The organism is Azonexus sp., from assembly GCF_047638095.1.
Classification (GTDB): Bacteria; Pseudomonadota; Gammaproteobacteria; order Burkholderiales; family Rhodocyclaceae; genus Azonexus.
Window position 1 is genome coordinate 21,092 of sequence record NZ_JBLJBW010000018.1, and the last position, 15,750, is coordinate 36,841.

Annotated in this window: 17 protein-coding genes; 13 read left to right on the forward strand and 4 right to left on the reverse strand. The window is 61.6% G+C overall.

Annotated elements, in window-relative coordinates; all coding sequences use genetic code 11:
• Positions 1 to 11 precede the first annotated feature (11 nt).
• The 9 genes from hemP to ACM62Q_RS06590 all read left to right on the forward strand — a co-directional run bounded on the left by hemP (position 12) and on the right by ACM62Q_RS06590 (position 8,512).
• Positions 12 to 188 (forward strand): hemin uptake protein HemP, encoded by a 177-nt coding sequence (gene hemP / locus ACM62Q_RS06550; RefSeq protein WP_415034777.1) that lies wholly within the window; start codon positions 12 to 14, stop codon positions 186 to 188.
• 121 nt (positions 189 to 309) lie between these two features.
• Positions 310 to 954 (forward strand): energy transducer TonB, encoded by a 645-nt coding sequence (locus ACM62Q_RS06555; RefSeq protein WP_415034779.1) that lies wholly within the window; start codon positions 310 to 312, stop codon positions 952 to 954.
• A 3-nt stretch (positions 955 to 957) separates the two neighbouring features.
• Complete coding sequence (locus ACM62Q_RS06560; protein WP_415034781.1) at positions 958 to 1,704, forward strand: MotA/TolQ/ExbB proton channel family protein; 747 nt, start codon at positions 958 to 960, stop codon at positions 1,702 to 1,704.
• Position 1,705: 1 nt separating this feature from the next.
• A complete protein-coding gene (locus ACM62Q_RS06565) occupies positions 1,706 to 2,125 on the forward strand; it encodes an ExbD/TolR family protein (RefSeq protein ID WP_415034783.1) in 420 nt (139 codons plus the stop codon).
• Between the two features lie 134 nt (positions 2,126 to 2,259).
• On the forward strand, positions 2,260 to 4,395 hold the full coding sequence (locus tag ACM62Q_RS06570) for a TonB-dependent receptor plug domain-containing protein (RefSeq protein ID WP_415034785.1): 2,136 nt from the start codon (positions 2,260 to 2,262) through the stop codon (positions 4,393 to 4,395).
• Positions 4,396 to 4,412: 17 nt separating this feature from the next.
• On the forward strand, positions 4,413 to 4,925 hold the full coding sequence (locus ACM62Q_RS06575) for a TlpA family protein disulfide reductase (RefSeq protein WP_415034787.1): 513 nt from the start codon (positions 4,413 to 4,415) through the stop codon (positions 4,923 to 4,925).
• The gene (feoB, locus tag ACM62Q_RS06580) at positions 4,922 to 6,862 is read left to right on the forward strand and encodes a ferrous iron transport protein B (protein WP_415034789.1); all 1,941 of its coding nucleotides are present in this window, start codon (positions 4,922 to 4,924) and stop codon (positions 6,860 to 6,862) included. The genes ACM62Q_RS06575 and feoB overlap by 4 nt, the downstream gene beginning before the upstream one ends.
• 37 nt (positions 6,863 to 6,899) lie before the next feature.
• Positions 6,900 to 7,142 carry a FeoA family protein gene (locus ACM62Q_RS06585; RefSeq protein ID WP_415034791.1) on the forward strand — a complete coding sequence of 81 codons (243 nt, stop codon included), beginning with the start codon at positions 6,900 to 6,902 and terminating at the stop codon, positions 7,140 to 7,142.
• Positions 7,143 to 7,171: 29 nt separating this feature from the next.
• Entirely contained in the window at positions 7,172 to 8,512 is a 1,341-nt protein-coding gene (locus tag ACM62Q_RS06590) for an MFS transporter (RefSeq protein ID WP_415034793.1), read from the forward strand.
• Here the strand turns inward: ACM62Q_RS06590 and lolD are convergent.
• Both lolD and ACM62Q_RS06600 read right to left on the reverse strand, forming a co-directional pair.
• Positions 8,487 to 9,179, reverse strand: coding sequence for a lipoprotein-releasing ABC transporter ATP-binding protein LolD (gene lolD, locus ACM62Q_RS06595; protein ID WP_415034795.1), 693 nt, complete (start codon positions 9,177 to 9,179; stop codon positions 8,487 to 8,489). The two genes, ACM62Q_RS06590 and lolD, sit on opposite strands and share 26 nt — an antisense overlap.
• Positions 9,172 to 10,413, reverse strand: coding sequence for a lipoprotein-releasing ABC transporter permease subunit (locus ACM62Q_RS06600; protein WP_415034837.1), 1,242 nt, complete (start codon positions 10,411 to 10,413; stop codon positions 9,172 to 9,174). The genes lolD and ACM62Q_RS06600 overlap by 8 nt, the downstream gene beginning before the upstream one ends.
• 119 nt (positions 10,414 to 10,532) lie before the next feature.
• Between ACM62Q_RS06600 and ACM62Q_RS06605 the strand changes: the two genes are divergently transcribed.
• From ACM62Q_RS06605 to ACM62Q_RS06620, 4 genes are all read left to right on the forward strand, one after another.
• Positions 10,533 to 11,585 (forward strand): hypothetical protein, encoded by a 1,053-nt coding sequence (locus ACM62Q_RS06605; RefSeq protein ID WP_415034797.1) that lies wholly within the window; start codon positions 10,533 to 10,535, stop codon positions 11,583 to 11,585.
• A gap of 121 nt (positions 11,586 to 11,706) precedes the next feature.
• Positions 11,707 to 13,404 (forward strand): single-stranded-DNA-specific exonuclease RecJ, encoded by a 1,698-nt coding sequence (gene recJ / locus ACM62Q_RS06610; RefSeq protein ID WP_415034799.1) that lies wholly within the window; start codon positions 11,707 to 11,709, stop codon positions 13,402 to 13,404.
• Positions 13,405 to 13,500: 96 nt separating this feature from the next.
• Positions 13,501 to 13,881, forward strand: a complete 381-nt coding sequence (gene gcvH, locus ACM62Q_RS06615) for a glycine cleavage system protein GcvH (RefSeq protein WP_415034801.1) — start codon at positions 13,501 to 13,503, stop codon at positions 13,879 to 13,881.
• A 130-nt stretch (positions 13,882 to 14,011) separates the two neighbouring features.
• Positions 14,012 to 14,548, forward strand: a complete 537-nt coding sequence (locus ACM62Q_RS06620) for a DUF2946 family protein (protein WP_415034803.1) — start codon at positions 14,012 to 14,014, stop codon at positions 14,546 to 14,548.
• Between the two features lie 15 nt (positions 14,549 to 14,563).
• On the opposite strand, the gene ACM62Q_RS06625 is transcribed toward ACM62Q_RS06620, so the two are convergent.
• The gene (locus ACM62Q_RS06625) at positions 14,564 to 14,767 is read right to left on the reverse strand and encodes a hypothetical protein (RefSeq protein WP_415034805.1); all 204 of its coding nucleotides are present in this window, start codon (positions 14,765 to 14,767) and stop codon (positions 14,564 to 14,566) included.
• A 31-nt stretch (positions 14,768 to 14,798) separates the two neighbouring features.
• Positions 14,799 to 15,722, reverse strand: a complete 924-nt coding sequence (locus ACM62Q_RS06630) for an arginase (RefSeq protein ID WP_415034807.1) — start codon at positions 15,720 to 15,722, stop codon at positions 14,799 to 14,801.
• Positions 15,723 to 15,750 lie beyond the last annotated feature (28 nt).

Consider the following 15,750-nt stretch of genomic DNA (forward strand, 5'->3'; position numbering starts at 1 on the left):
CGACTCTTACCATGCCCAGCCACAGCCCTTTACCCACCCCCGCCTCTTCCGCCGCGCCACCTGCCGCACTGCCGCGCTTTGACAGCACAGAACTCCTCAAAGGGGCCACCACCGTCGAAATCCAGCATGCCGGTCAGCGCTATTTGTTACGCGTCACCCGCGAAAACAAACTCATCCTGACCAAATAGGTTTTTCTCCGAACAGGTTTTTCTCTCCGTTGTAAGACCTTTCCCACAGCCAGCCCGCCGACATGCCAGCAAGCCAGTGGTTTTTTCTGCTCCGGGCCGACAGCATCCCGATTTTTCGCCCATGAGCTACGCCCTTTCCCGCCCCAGTACCACCCAGCGCAGCAGTTTGCTGGGCATCGTCATTGCTGCCCACGTCGGCATTGTGCTGCTCATTCTCGCGGCCAAAACGATCGCTCCACAAATCATGGAGATGCCGCTCATCGTCGATCTTCTGCCGCCGCCACCGATCGAAAAACCGCCCGAAGCAAAACCCCTGCCGGTCGCCGCCCCGGTTCCCGTCAAACCGCAGCCACGCCCGCAGCCACAACCGAAAACACCGCAGCCGGTACTCGAAACCACGCAAAGCAGCGCCCCCGCCGAAAATGCACCGACGGCACCGCCCGTCGTCGAAGCCCCCCCGCCGCCTCCCGCGCCGGCCGCCGTCACACAAGCCCGTTTCGATGCCGATTACCTGCGCAATCCGCCACCGCCCTACCCGCCCTTATCGCGGCGCATGGGCGAAGAAGGCAAAGTCATTTTGCGCGTCCAGGTCACGCCACAAGGCAGCGCCTCGGAAGTCGAAATCCGCACCTCCTCCGGCAGCCCGCGCCTGGATGAGGCGGCGCAAAAAACCGTGCGCAACTGGAAATTCATCCCCGCCAAGCAAGGCGACACCGCCGTGCAAAGCTGGGTTCTCGTCCCGATCATTTTCAAGCTGGAGCAGTAAATCATGCAGGAAACCGTACAGGAAAACGCCTTCGGACTGGCCCACCTCTGGGCGCAAGGCGACACCGTTTCGCACGCCATCGCCATTCTCATCATCATCATGTCGATGACCAGCTGGTATCTGATTCTTGCCAAATCCCTCGATTGGTGGCGTCTGCGCAAAGCCTCCAAGGCGGTCGCCTCGTTCTGGGCCGCCAAGAGCGTCAATGAAGGCATCGAACAACTGCGTGCGGCCGGTGAAGACAGCCCCTACGCCCAGCTGGCCAGCCAGGCCAATTGTTGCAACTGCGACTGCGAAGCCGTGAGCGGCCGCCTGGTGTCGCAGTTCGATCCTTCCGAGCAGATGGAGCGTGCCTTGCGCCAGCAACTTGCCACCACCCAGGCCGGCATGGAAAGTGGCCTGACTTTCCTCGCCACCACCGCCGCCACGGCACCCTTCGTCGGCCTGTTCGGTACGGTGTGGGGGATCTACCACGCCCTCATCGCCATTGGCATGAGCGGCCAGGCGGCGCTGGAAAAAATCGCCGGCCCGGTGGGCGAAGCGCTGATCATGACGGCCGCCGGCCTCGCCGTCGCTCTGCCGGCCGTATTCGCCTACAACACATTTACCCGTACCAACCGCCTGATTTTGGCCGACCTCGACGCCTTCGCGCACGATCTGCACGCCTTCTTCACTGTCGGCAAACCGCTGATCGCCACCAGCGCCCAGATCCACCCGCTGCGTGCCCGCGCCGCGCAAGGAGCCGCCTGACATGGCCATCGGCAGTTTCAACGGCACCGGCAGCCAGATGCCGACCGCAGAAATCAACATGATCCCCCTGATCGACGTCATGCTGGTGCTGCTCATCATCTTCATGATCACCGCGCCGCTGATGACGCACTCGGTCAAGGTCGACCTGCCGCGTGCCTCGAGCACACCGACACCGGAAAAGCCGATGACCCTGCAGGTCGCCATCACGGCCGACAACCGTGTCTTCGTCGGTAGCGAACCGGTCGATGGCGCGCAGCTCGAAGCCCGTTTCCGCGAGGCCGTCGCCCAGGACAGCAACGTCGAATTACACCTGAAAGCCGACCGCGACAGCCGCTACGAAAGCGTCGCCGAAACCATGAGCGCCGCCCGCCGTGCTGGCCTGAGCAAGATCGGTTTCGTCACCCAGCCGACACACGAATAGGCCGTAGCGTAACGCCACACGCCCCTGGCCGCCCCGGGGGCGTCGTTTTTCCATTCCCTTAAATTTTCCTCCAACCTTTCCGCTCCAGCCAGCCGTGGCAATGCCAGCCAGAGAAACCGTATGGAATTCAAGACATGTCTGCCCACAAGGAATTTGCCCTAAGCCCGCTGACTCTGGCCCTTCTCGCCACGCTGAGCGGACCGGCGCTCGCCGACAAAGCGCTCGGTGAAATCACCGTCAGCAGCGGCAAGACGCTCGGTGCCCGGCCGGTGTTGCGTGACGAAATCATCGCCACCGAATCGATCGGTGCGCGCGAACTGGAAAAAACCGGTGCCACCATGCTCACCGAGGCACTCGACAAGCGCCCCGGCATTTCGGTACAAACCGAATGCTCGATCTGCAACGTGCGCAACGTGGTGCTGAACAACCTGCCGGGGCGTTACACCACGCTCCTCATCGACGGCATCCCCATCTTTTCCTCCGTCTCCAGCGCTTACGGGCTGGACAGCGTCAGTCTCGGCGGGGTCGAGCGGATCGACATCTCGCGCGGGGCCGGCACCAGCCTGATCGCCCCGGAAGCCCTGGCCGGCTCGGTGGACATGGTGACGCGTCGGCCAACAGCCAACGAATTCAAGGCGGTGCAGCAGTTCGGCAGCTTTAGTCAGGCCAATACCGAACTCTTCGCTGCCCGCGCGTTCACCGGCGGCGCACTCACCGCCAACCTCAACTACAACACGCACGACACGGTGGATGCCGACGGCAACAAGGTATCGGAGTATTCCGGCTACGCGCGCAAGCTCGGTGGCATCGGCTTCTTCCTCGATGACCTGGGCGGTTTCAAGATCCGCGGCCGTCTCGATCTGGTTGACGAAAAACGCATGGGCGGTGCCATGGGCGACAACTACGGCAAGGTCAAACGCGACGAAAACGGCAACCCCTTCCGTTGGAACAAGGGCAAAAATGCTTCCCCCAATCCCGGCGGCTGGCTCGCCGTCGGTGCGGACGGGGTGGTAGGCACGGCGGATGATGCTTTCGTTCCCTACAACGGCGGCAAGGGCGGCATGTCGGAGATCATCTTCACCGACCGCCAGCAGTTCGTCACCAGCGCCACACACGCCCTGGGTGCCGGCAACCTGCGTCTCGCCCTCGGCCTTGCCAAACACAAGCAGGATTCCTACTACGAACATTCGCTCTACAAAGCCGAGCAGACGCAGTACTACCTGGAAGCCAGCACCCAGCAACCCATCGGCACGACGCTCGTCACCGGCGGCCTCACCTACCGCTACGAAGACTTGAAGAGCAAGGGCGCGATGGCCGATGGCACTCCCAACGACGGCATCGACAACTACGAATACAAAACGCCGGGGGTCTTTCTGCAGGCTTACCACGCCTTTCTCGACGGCGAAGTGGAAATCAATGGCTCGGTACGCTACGACGATCACAACATTTTTGGCGGCATCACCAGCCCACGCTTCAATGTGCTGTGGAATCACAGCCACGAACTGAACAGCCGTTTTGCCGTAGGCCGCGGCTTCCGCGCCCCCACCTCCTTCTTCGAACAGGATCACGGCATCCTCGACACCTCGCGCATCGTGCGCGAAATCAAGGAAGCCGAAATTTCCGACAACGCCTCCTACGCTCTCTCCTACGCCGGCGACCGCCTGGCCTGGGTCGGCTCCCTGAATTACAACCGCATCAAGAACATGGCGCTGCTCGATTCCGGTGCCACCGACGTAATGGGCAGGCCCATCACCGTCTTCACCTCTGCGAAAAAACCCGTCACCGTCGTCGGCGGTGACCTGACCCTCACCTACAAATTGACGCCCACACTGGAAACCACAGTGGCTGGCGAACATTTCAAATACCGTTTCACGGAACCCGGCACCCTTGCCTTCGCCCGCCCGGAAACCCGCGCCTACCTACGCCTGGATTACGAAAACGGGCCGTGGACCGGCATGTTGCGCGGCACCTGGACCGGCCCGATGGACCTGAAAAAGTTTTACGACTACGCCAACACGCCGCGTTACAACTTCGACGGCACGCGCAAGATGAACAAAAGCCCGGCCTACTGGACGCTCGACCTACGGGGTGAATATCGCCTCAACAAGCAATGGACGGCCTTTCTCGGTATCGATAACCTGACCGATTTCAAGCAGTCGGACAAAGAAAGCATGTTGTGGGTCGATCGTCACGGCAACTTCGATGTCACCCAAATCTGGGGACCAAACCGTGGCCGTTTCGTCTATGGCGGCCTGAAACTGAGCCTGTAATTTGACCAAGCCAGCGCGTGAACTACTACCGAAAAGCGCTTCCTGCCGCCCTTGCCCTCGCCCTTGCCCTGAGCCTTCCAGGGTATGCCGGGGTGTCTCCGGCGCTCGATTTCGAGCTCTCCGATGGTCAGCGCTTCATACGCCTGGCAACGCTCCCCGAACGCCCTACCGTCGTCAATTTCTGGCGTGCCGACTGCCCTCCCTGCCTGCGCGAACTGCCGCTGCTCGCCGCCTTCGCCAATCAAGGCACTGCCCGCGTCATCACCATCGCCTTGCAACGCCCAAATGAAACTGCCAACGCCCCGGAGCACGTCCTGAACGCCCTGCGCCCTCCTTTACTCGCCCTGCACGGCCCCAGCGAACCGCGTGGCCTGCTGGCCCGTTTCGGCAACCGCAGCGGTGCCCTGCCCCACACCGTCATCCTCGATACACAACGCCGTCGTTGTGCCCAGCACAGTGGCGAGATCAATGCCCACTGGCTACAGCAGCAACTCGCGCTTTGCGCAGCACAGAAAGCCCCCAGCCGATGAACACCTCCACCGCCCCGGCCATCCTCCTTGTCGGCCACCCCAATGTCGGCAAGTCAGTGCTCTTTCACCGCCTGACCGGTGCCTACGTCAACGTATCGAACTACCCGGGTACGACGGTCGAAGTCACCCAGGCGCCAGCGCGTTTTGACGCCAGCGCCACGTTACTCGACACGCCCGGCGTGCTCGCCCTGCCCTCGCGCAGCGACGATGAACGCGCCACCATGCGGGCCCTGCTCAACGAACCCAGCCGCTGCCTGGTGCAGGTGGGAGACGCCAAAAACCTGCGCCGAACCTTGACCCTGACCGCACTTCTTGCTGAATTGGGCGTTCCCATGGTGCTGGCCCTGAACATGCACGACGAAGCCATGGCGCGCGGCGTGACGGTGGATATTCCGGCGCTGGCCGAAGAGTTGGCCATCCCGGTACTGGCCACCGTCGCCACCGGCGGTGAGGGCATGGGCGAACTCACCAGCAGCATCGCCCGCGCCGCCGTGCCCGACCCCCTGTTGCATTACGACCCGCTACTGGAAGAAGACATTACAACACTGGCCGCCGCCATCACGGCGCACGCGCCGCACCCCGGCCTGGCCGCCCGTGGCCTCGCCATTCTCTTTCTCGGCAATGACGCGGAGGTGGATCACTGGTTGCGCCAGCACGCCGGACCGGCCTATGCCCAGCTCGAAGCGCTGCGCCACACCGCCCGCCAGCGCGCCGAAGAAGACCTGCCCGGATTGCTCGCCCGCCAGCGTACCGAAGCGGCCGACGTACTTACCACCAGCGTCAGCCAGCGCGCCGTGCGCAGCTCACCACTGCTCGCGCAGCGCATCGGCCAAGCCGTGGTGCACCCCTTGTGGGGGATTCCCATCCTGCTCGGCGTGCTTTACGCGGTCTATCTCTTTGTCGGCGTCTTCGGGGCCACCACACTGGTCGGCCTGCTCGAGGAAGATCTGTTCGACGGCATTCTCAACCCGGCGGTCACCGATTTTGTCGCCGCGCAGATCGGCAACAACTGGCTGAGCGATCTGCTGGTCGGCCAGTACGGCCTATGGACCATGGGCATGACCTATGCGCTGGCGCTGATCCTGCCCATTGTCAGCACCTTCTTCATTGCCTTTGGCATCCTCGAAGATTCCGGCTACATGCCGCGCCTGTCGGTCATTGCCAATCGCATCTTCGCCCGCATGGGCCTCAACGGGCGCGCCGTGCTGCCGATGGTGCTGGGGCTGGGCTGCGTCACCATGGCGACGCTCACCACCCGCATCCTGCACAGCCCGCGAGAGCGCCTGATCACCATTTTCCTGCTGGCGCTGGCCATTCCCTGCTCAGCCCAGCTCGGAGTCGTGCTCGGCATGCTCGGCGGCGTCTCTTTCTCGGCCCTGCTGGTCTGGGCGCTGGCCATGGTCGGCGTACTTTTCCTGGCTGGCTTCCTGGCCGCCCGCCTAGTCCCCGGCCGGCGCATTCCCCTGGTGACGGAGCTGCCACCGATGCGTCTGCCGATTGCCGGAAACGTCCTGAAGAAAACCACCGGCCGCCTGAAGTGGTATCTGATCGAGGTCATTCCGCTGTTTCTGATCGGCACTTTCCTGATGTATCTGCTCGACCGGATCGGCGTCCTGCCGGCCATCATCGAAGCCGGCGAGCCGCTGGTCAGCGGTTGGTTGGGCTTACCCAAGGAAGCCTCTGCCGCCTTCGTCATGGGCTTTTTGCGCCGCGATTTCGGGGCCACCGGCCTGTTCATCCTGGCCGATGCCTTGAGCCCCGTGCAGGCCATCGTCGGCATGATCACCATCACCCTGTTCATTCCCTGCTTTGCGAGTTTACTCATGATGGTCAAGGAGCGCGGCCTGAAAACTGCGCTCGCCATGCTCGCCATCATCATCCCCTTCGCTTTCTTTATCGGCGGCCTGTTCAACATCGTGCTTACCGCGCTTTGGTAAACCTTTTCGCCGCCCCAAGCCTTCTGAGCCCGCCCCCATGAGCCCCCAACACGACCCCCGCCTGCCGCTCGCCTTCATCACCCCCGGCGAAGAAGTCCGCCTGACCAAGATCGGCGATGAAATCGACGCTTTGCAGCGCGAGCAACTCACCGCCTACGGGCTCGCCGAAAACCGCCCCATGCGTGTCCTGCAGCAAAAACCCATGACCGTCATCCTTGCCGAAGAAGTCGAGCTCGCCCTCGAACACAACATCGCCCGGCATATCTGGGTGGTACGCTAAGGCTTTATGCAAAAACCTCACCTCCGGCCATGAGCGGTCAATTTTCCCTACTCAAGCAAAAACGTTTCGCCCCATTTTTTACTACGCAATTTCTCGGCGCGTTCAACGACAATTTATTCAAAAATGCGCTCGTCGTGCTGCTGATTTTTCAGGCCGCGCAATGGACGACCCTGGCCCCTGAACTGCTGGCCAATCTGGCGGCAGGCATTTTCATTCTGCCCTTTTTTCTTTTTTCCGCCACGGCTGGGCAGTTGGCGGACAAATACGACAAAGCCCTGCTCACGCGCATAGTGAAAGTGCTGGAAATGCTCATCATGGGGGTGGCGGCAGTGGGGTTTTTTCTCGGCAGCCTGAACATTCTGCTCGCGGCGCTGTTTCTGCTGGGGCTGCATTCGACGCTGTTTGGGCCGGTGAAATACGCGATCTTGCCGCAACATCTGCACGACGATGAACTCATCGGCGGCAACGGCCTGGTCGAAGCCGGCACCTTTGTTGCCATTTTGCTGGGCACCCTGGCTGGCGGCCTGCTCGCCGGATCGGTGAGGCATCCGGCCTGGATCGCCGCCGGCGGCTTCATCGTAGCGCTGGCCGGCTATGTGGCAAGCCGGGGAATTCCTGCCGCGCCGCCGCCCGTGCCGCAGTTGCGGATCAGCCTCAACCCCTTGCGCGAAACCTGGCGCAATCTGGCCTTTGCGCAGAAAAACCGCAGCGTTTTTCTCGCCATCCTCGGCATTTCCTGGTTTTGGCTCTACGGTGCGCTCTTGCTTGCGCAGTTTCCGGCCTATACCCGCAACATACTCGGCGGCAACGAACTGATGGTGACGCTGCTGCTCGCCACCTTCAGCCTCGGCATCGGCGCGGGTTCACTATTGTGCGAGCGCCTTTCCGGCAAACAGCTGGAAGTCGGCCTGGTCCCCTTGGGTTCGATCGGACTCACCCTCTTTGGCCTCGATCTCTACTTCGCCTCGCCGCTCGATCTCGCCGGCAACGGCGTGCACGACAGCTTGGCGCTGCTCAGTGTGGCCGCCGTCTGGCGCGTACTCTTTGATCTTCTGCTGCTCGGCGTTTTTGGCGGTTTCTTCATCGTGCCGCTCTACGCGCTGGTGCAACTGCGCAGCGCGCCGGAACAGCGCGCCCGCATCATCGCCGCCAACAACATCCTCAATGCACTTTTCATGGTGGTCGGCGCGCTGGGGGCCGCAGCCCTTCTCGAGGCCGGCCTTGGCATCCCCGCCTTGTTCGCGCTGGCAGCACTCTTGAACGCCCTGGCCGCCCTCTGCCTCTGCGGCCTGCTGCCGGAATTTTTTCAGCGCTTCATCGCCTGGTGGCAGAAGGCAGCTTTTTTCAACTCGGGCAAAGAAGATTCTTGAAACCGCCGTCCTTCAACTCCAACTGACGCATGGCACGCGCCGCGAGCTCACGGTCGTGGGTGACCATGATGAGGCTGGCCCCTTGGCGCTCGACATGTTCGAGCAAAAGTTCGAACACCCTGCTGGCGGTATGGCTATCCAGGTTGCCCGTAGGTTCGTCGGCCAGAATGCAGGCTGGACGGCTGACCAGGGCGCGGGCAATGGCCGCACGCTGGCGCTCGCCGCCGGAAAGCTCGCCCGGGCGATGTTGCAGGCGATGCCCCAGCCCTACCGCTGCCAACATATCGGCAGCGGCAGAAAGTGCGGCAAAGCGCTCCTGGCGGCGGATCAACAGGGGCATGGCGACGTTTTCCAGCGCAGAAAACTCCGGCAACAGATGGTGAAACTGATAGACGAAACCCAGATGCCGGTTACGCCAATCCCCCCGCTCAGTTTCAGATAACTCCTGCAAAGAACGCCCCTGCAGCAACACCTGCCCGCTACTGGGCGCATCCAGACCGCCCAGCAAATGCAATAAGGTGCTTTTGCCGGAGCCGGAGGCACCGACGATGGCCAGGGTCGAGCCCGGCGCAATCGTCAAATCGATGTCTTGCAGCACCGGCACCTCCAGCTCGCCGCTGCGAAATACCTTGCCCAGGCCTTGGGCTTGCAAAATCCACTCACTCATAGCGCAGCGCCTCCGCCGGATTCACCCGCGCCGCCCGCCAACTCGGGTAGAGCGTGGCCAACAGCGAGAGCACGAAGGCAATCACGATCACCCCCCAAACATCGCCCCATTGCAGGTCGGACGGCAGATCCGAGATGTAATACACATCCTTCGCGAGGAAATGCACGCCCAGCAGTTTTTCAATCGCCGGCACCACCACGTCGATATTAAGCGCCAGCGCCACGCCGCCGACCACGCCCAGCACCAGACCGATCATGCCGACCAGCGCACCTTGCACCATGAACACCGCCATGATGGAACGCGGGCGCGCACCGAGTGTGCGCAAAATCGCAATGTCCGCTTGTTTGTCGGTCACCGCCATCACCAGCGTCGACACCAAGTTGAACGCCGCCACCGCCACGATCAGCGACAAGATGATGAACATCATGGTTTTTTCGATCTGCACGGCACGAAAGAAATTGGCGTGGCTCTTCGTCCAGTCGTGCAGATAGGCATCGGCATCGATCATGGTGGCGAGTTCGCGGGCAATGCGCGGGGCGGCGAACAAATCCTCCACCTTTAGGCGCACGCCACTCACCGTATCGCCCATCTGGTAAAGGCGCTGCGCATCTTGCAGATGGATCAGCGCCAGCCCCGAATCGTATTCGTACATGCCGACTTCAAAAATGCCGACCACCTTGAAAGCGCGCACGCGCGGCACCACGCCAGCAGGCGTTACCGTGCCTTGCGGGGCGATCAGCGTCAGCTTGTCGCCAACAAACACTTTCAGGGAACGGGCCAGGTCGCCTCCCAGGACAACACCGAAAGCACCCGGCTGCAACGCATCCAGGCTGCCGCTGGTGATGTGCTGGCGAAAATCGGCAACACCGTCTTCCAGTTCCGGCTCGATGCCACGAATGAGCGCCCCCTTGACCCCGCCGTCGACCGAAAACATCCCTTGCGATTGCACGAAGGGGGCCGCTTTCAGCACTTCCGGGTGGCGCTTGGCCTGCTCGGCGAGGGCCGGCCAATTCGACAACCCCCCGTCGATGCCAGTGATCTGGATATGCGAAGCCACCCCAAGAATGCGTGTGCGCAATTCCTTCTGAAAACCGTTCATCACCGATAGCACGACGATCAGCGCCGCCACGCCAAGGCCGATGCCGGCCATGGAAATCAATGAAATGAAGGAAATGAAATGATTGCGCCGCTTGGCCCGGGTATAGCGCAGACCGATCAGCAATTCATAGGGCAACGACATAACAAGGCCAAGAGCTGAGAAAGGCGCTATGGTACATGCTCCGGGCGCTCTGGCGAGGGTGCTAAACTCGCCGCTTTGCTTTTTTCGGCCTCCCTCTGGCCCATTTTCTCGTCGTGCATCTCACCCTCATCATTCCTGAACTGCTCTGGCCCGAACCGGGCGATGCACTGACACTCGCGGATCTGCCGGCCGAACATTTTTCCTGGCTATTTTCCCGGGCAAACTTTTCCTGCCAGCCGGCAGAGTCCTACGAAAACCTTCTGCTGCAGGAATTCCAACGCCTCGACGGACAACTCGCCGTACTGCGCGGGCGCGGTGAAAACCCGCCGCTATATTTGAACGCGCCCAGCCTGTGCGCCGATCCGGTGCATTTACGTTTTCACCAAGAACGCATCGTGCTCGCCGATGCCGGCGCCTTTGATCTCGATGCAGAAGAAAGCGCCGCCTTCATCCAAGCTCTGAATACAGAGTTTTCTGCCCTCGGCTGCTTTCATGCAACAAACGCCAAACGCTGGTATCTCGAGCTGCACAAGCCCATCCCCCATCCCGCCGCGCCGCTCTCCCGCGTCGCCGGTCGCCGCTTGGATGGCGAGGTGGACGGCAAAACCACGCCGCTCTACCGCTGGCTGAACGAGGTGCAGATGTTTTTACACCAACACCCACTCAACGCCGCACGTGCCCAGCGCGGCCAAGTGGCGGTCAACAGCCTGTGGTTATGGGGCGAACAAAAGCCAAGCGCCAGGCCGGCCCCCTCAAACGCCCCCTCCAACACAGCACCGCCCTACGATCAGGTTTTTGCCCAAGATCCCATCGCGCGCGGGCTGGCCCTGGAAGCGGGCATTTCTCTCAGCGATTTACCGACATCAGCGCACCATGTTCTACAAGAAAACCGCCAACGCCCGCTGGTTTATCTCGACACCCTGCGCCCCGGCGTGCTCTACGAAAACCCGGACGACTGGCAAAGCGCGTTCGGCCGGCTAGAACAAGACTGGCTGAGGCCGCTGCGCGCGCAACTGGGCAAACGAGTCCGCCGCCTCGATCTGATCGCCCCCTGCATTTATGGCGTTTTACGCGCGACCTTACAAGGCAACGCCCGCTGGCAGTTCTGGAAAAACCGCGCCCCCTATCAGCCGCAGGCACTTGCCCAAGGTTTGGCACAGCATTGATCCAAACCATGAGCCGCCCTAGCGCGTGCGTCATGCGCCTGTCGCAGGCTTTTCGCCGCTGCGGGCCAGGCGCAAGAGCACATTTTTACGCGCCAAATTCTTTCTCCGCGAGGACAGCACCTTGACCCGCATCACCACCCGCTCCGCACCGCCACGCACGGCCTGGCAACTCGAACAGCAAGGCGTGCATCCCCTGCTCGCCCGCCTCTACGCTGCGCGCGGCATCCGCGATAAAGGCGAACTCGATTACGACTTAAAAGCACTGCTGCCGCCCGCCAGCCTCACCCATGCCAACGCCGCCGCCGAACTGCTCGCCGATGCGATCGAGGCAGAAGCGCGCCTTCTCATCATCGGCGATTACGACTGCGACGGTGCCACCGCCACCGCCGTCGGTATCCGCGCCTTACGCGCGCTCGGTGCCGAGGTCGATTTCCTGCTGCCGGACCGCTTCAAGCTCGGCTACGGTCTGTCGCCCGCCATCGTCGATCTGGCCGCCGAACAATCGCCCGATCTCATCATCACGGTGGATAACGGCATCGCCAGCCTGGAAGGCGTGGCCCGCGCCCAGGAACTCGGCATCGCCACCCTCATCACCGATCACCACCTGCCGGGCGACGAACTGCCTGGTGCCGAATGCATCGTCAATCCCAACCAGCCTGGCTGTAATTTTGCTTCGAAAAATCTGGCCGGCGTCGGCGTGCTGTTCTACGTCATGCTGGCGCTGCGCGCGGTGTTGCGCGAACGCGGCTATTTCACCGAACGAGTCGAGCCCAATTTCGCCAATTTGCTCGATTTAGTGGCGCTGGGCACCGTGGCCGACGTGGTGAAGCTGGATCGCAACAATCGCATCCTGGTCAGCCAGGGTTTGCAGCGCATCCGCGCCGGGCGTCTGCAAGTCGGGCTGAGCGCGCTGTTCAAAGCCGCCGGACGCGATCCCAAACGCGCCACCACCTTCGATCTCGGCTTCACCCTGGGGCCACGTCTGAATGCTGCCGGGCGTCTTGCCGATATGCGTCTGGGCGTTGAATGCCTGATTACCGACGACCCCGGCCGCGCCCTCAACATCGCGCAAGAGCTGAACGCCCTCAACCAGGCCCGGCGCGAAATCGAGGCCGACATGCAGGCGCAGGCCCTCACCCTGCTCGAAACCATGGATCTGGACAATGCCGCCCCTGGCATCGCCCTGTTCGATGCCGACTGGCACGAAGGCGTGGTCGGCATTCTTGCCTCGCGCATCAAGGAAAAACTGCATCGCCCGGTATTTGCCTTCGCGCCCGGCGAAAATGGTGTCATCAAAGGTTCCGGACGCTCCATCCCCGGCCTGCATCTGCGCGATGCGCTCGATCTTTTGAGCAAACGCGCCCCCGGGCTGCTTTTACGCTTCGGCGGCCATGCCATGGCGGCGGGTACGACACTGAAAAGAGAGGATTTTCCGCGCTTTCAAAGTCTTTTCGCCGACATCGCCGGCGAACTCTTAAGCCCCGCCGACCTCACCCGCAGCCTGGAAACCGACGGCGCGCTCGAAGCGGGCTACGTCAATCTGGACACCATCCATCTCCTGCAAAACGAAATCTGGGGTCAGGGTTTTCCCGCGCCGCTCTTCGTCGATGAATTCATCGTTGAACAACAGCGCATCCTCAAGGAAAAACACCTCAAACTCACGCTGCGCAAAGGAGCCCAGTGTTTTGAAGCAATTCAGTTCAACTTCAACCAGCCCGCGCAAGACCGCACGCGGGCGGTTTTTCAGGTGCAAATCAACGAATACCAGGGGGTAGAAAACCCGCAACTGCGCATCGAACACCTGGAAAATCTGACATGAAACGCCCCGCCCGCCCTGCCGCCTTGTGGCACACTACGCGCCCTGCGCAAAAGTATTGAGCACCCTCGCTTACGCACTGTTTTTTAAGGAATTTTCATGAGCAAACTCCCTGCAAACCTGCGCTACAGCGCTGCCCACGCCTGGGTCCGTGAAGAGACTGACGGCAGCGTCAGTGTCGGCATCACCGATCATGCGCAAGAGGCGCTGGGCGACCTGGTGTTTGTCGAACTGCCCGCCGTCGGCGCACATTTTGCGGCGGATGCGCAAATTGCCATCGTCGAATCGGTAAAATCGGCCTCCGATGTTTATGCGCCGCTTGCCGGCACGGTGAGCGAAATCAATAACGAAGTGCTGGACAACCCGGAACGCATCAATGAAAACGCCTACGACGCCTGGCTCTTCAAACTGCGCCCGGATGACAGCGCCCGCGACGGGCTGCTCGATGCAGCGGCCTACCTGAAAAGCACCGGCGATTGAGCCTGGATTAAGCCTAGATTCAAGCCGGCTCTGGCGCATTTGAAAACTCGCTCAAACCCGGCCTGTGCAGGCCCTTTGACAGATTCAGGGCAAACGGGCTTGTCACGCACAGCAGCGCATTGATCCGCCCATGACCGAAACCGCAATTTCCCCCTCACGCTGGCCGCAAGTGCCGGCCTGTTACGGCTGGCTGTCGCTTGACCGGCGCGGGCAATGGCGTCTGCAGGGTGAGCCGGTCAACCATCTCGGGCTGATCGCTTTTTTGAACCAGAACTACCAGGTGGGAAAAGCAGGCGAACGCGGTGCCTGTTTCGTGCAGAATGGGCCGCAAAAAGTCTATGTCGAGCTTGCCGCAGCGCCTTGGATTTTTCAGCGCAAAGAAAAAAATTTCATCGCCCACACCGGCGCGCCGGCAGGAAAAATCCATGCCATTTTCCTCACTGCCGAAGGCAGCCTTTATCTGCACTGCGCCCTGGGTTTCGGCCTGCTCGACGACCGCGACCTCGCCAGCTTCTTAAGCGAATGCGCACCCAATGAGGAAACCCATTGGCTCACCCTGATGGCTGGGGAAGCACAGATAATTCGCTGGCAGGGGATTCAAATCACCCGCATCGAAGCCGACGAACTCGCGCAGCGCTTTGCTTTTAATCCCCAGCCGCAGGGCTGAAAAGCCAAGAAAAACTCAGCCGTCCTCGTCGACTTCGTCATTTGCCTGCAGCCACCAAAGCAGGTCTTCGCCTTGCAATGGGGTCGGAATCATCTGGTTTTTCTTCCAGCGAAAAACCGGACCAAAGGGAATGTAGCGAGCCAGCACCTGGCCTTGACGGCTCACACCAAAAAAAGGCCAGCCGGAGCGAATGGCTTCCCGGATTTGTTCGTGTGTCATCTTGAGTACCTCGGTAGAACGCTGAGGGTTTTCAGTATCCTCCGTGGGCAGCGGCTGGCGCAAGCGCAATGACGCTTTCCAGCAAATCCGCCAAAACCTGCGCCGTGCTGGCAAAACGGTCGCGATCCGGGTTGTATTCGACGATTTCGAGCGCCGTAAAACCAGGCAAGCTGGCAATCCAGGCCAAGGCCGTGCGCAAATCTTCAGCGCGCAAACCCTCCGGTTCGGGCGAGCCGACACCCGGGGCCCATGCCGGGTCGATCGCATCGAGATCGAGCGTCACGCCAAACGCTGCACCGCCGGCAGTAACGATGCCTAAAGCACGGTCCAGACCGGCCGCAAAACCTTCGCTGGCCAGTTCCGCCGCCGTAATCACCTGCACACCCAGACGTTCGAGCAAGCGGCACTCTTCCGGCTCAAAACTGCGCGCCCCAAAAACCACGCTGCGCGCCGGATCGATCTGCCGCTCGGGTAAACCGAATTGCAAAAATCGTTTATCCCCCTGCCCCAGCAGGCAGGCCAGCGGCATACCGTGCACGGCACCGGTATAACTACTGGCCGGCGTATGGCTATCGAGATGCGCATCGATCCACAACAGCCCCGGTGCCTGCCCCAAATGCCGGGCAACGCCGCTCCACGTACCAATCGCCACGGAATGATCGCCGCCAAGAACCAACGGAAACTCGCCTGCGGCCAGTGTTTCTTCAACTGCCGCTGCCAGCTTGCGACAGAGGCCGGCGATGCGCTGTGCACTCGTTCCCGCCTGCGGCGCAAACAGTGTCGCCCCCCAATGTATCGCGTGCTTTGCACTCAAGGTTTGCCAGGCCTGCGAATGGTGAAAGGCCTGCGGCCCCGCCGCGCAGCCGGGATCTTGTGCGCCCGCGCCGCTGGCCGCACCGATGATGCGAAAATCCCGTGCGGCCCTTTTGCTGCCGCGTCCGACAAGCTTTTCCACCGACTTTTCCACCGATACGCTCCGATCT

Coding starts and splice junctions, on each gene's coding strand:
- hemP (WP_415034777.1), top strand. CDS start 12: ATGCCCAGCCACAGCCCTTTACCCACCCCCGCCTCTTCCGCCGCGCCA.
- ACM62Q_RS06555 (WP_415034779.1), top strand. CDS start 310: ATGAGCTACGCCCTTTCCCGCCCCAGTACCACCCAGCGCAGCAGTTTG.
- ACM62Q_RS06560 (WP_415034781.1), top strand. CDS start 958: ATGCAGGAAACCGTACAGGAAAACGCCTTCGGACTGGCCCACCTCTGG.
- ACM62Q_RS06565 (WP_415034783.1), top strand. CDS start 1,706: ATGGCCATCGGCAGTTTCAACGGCACCGGCAGCCAGATGCCGACCGCA.
- ACM62Q_RS06570 (WP_415034785.1), top strand. CDS start 2,260: ATGTCTGCCCACAAGGAATTTGCCCTAAGCCCGCTGACTCTGGCCCTT.
- feoB (WP_415034789.1), top strand. CDS start 4,922: ATGAACACCTCCACCGCCCCGGCCATCCTCCTTGTCGGCCACCCCAAT.
- ACM62Q_RS06585 (WP_415034791.1), top strand. CDS start 6,900: ATGAGCCCCCAACACGACCCCCGCCTGCCGCTCGCCTTCATCACCCCC.
- ACM62Q_RS06590 (WP_415034793.1), top strand. CDS start 7,172: ATGAGCGGTCAATTTTCCCTACTCAAGCAAAAACGTTTCGCCCCATTT.
- lolD (WP_415034795.1), bottom strand. CDS start 9,179: ATGAGTGAGTGGATTTTGCAAGCCCAAGGCCTGGGCAAGGTATTTCGC.
- gcvH (WP_415034801.1), top strand. CDS start 13,501: ATGAGCAAACTCCCTGCAAACCTGCGCTACAGCGCTGCCCACGCCTGG.
- ACM62Q_RS06620 (WP_415034803.1), top strand. CDS start 14,012: ATGACCGAAACCGCAATTTCCCCCTCACGCTGGCCGCAAGTGCCGGCC.
- ACM62Q_RS06625 (WP_415034805.1), bottom strand. CDS start 14,767: ATGACACACGAACAAATCCGGGAAGCCATTCGCTCCGGCTGGCCTTTT.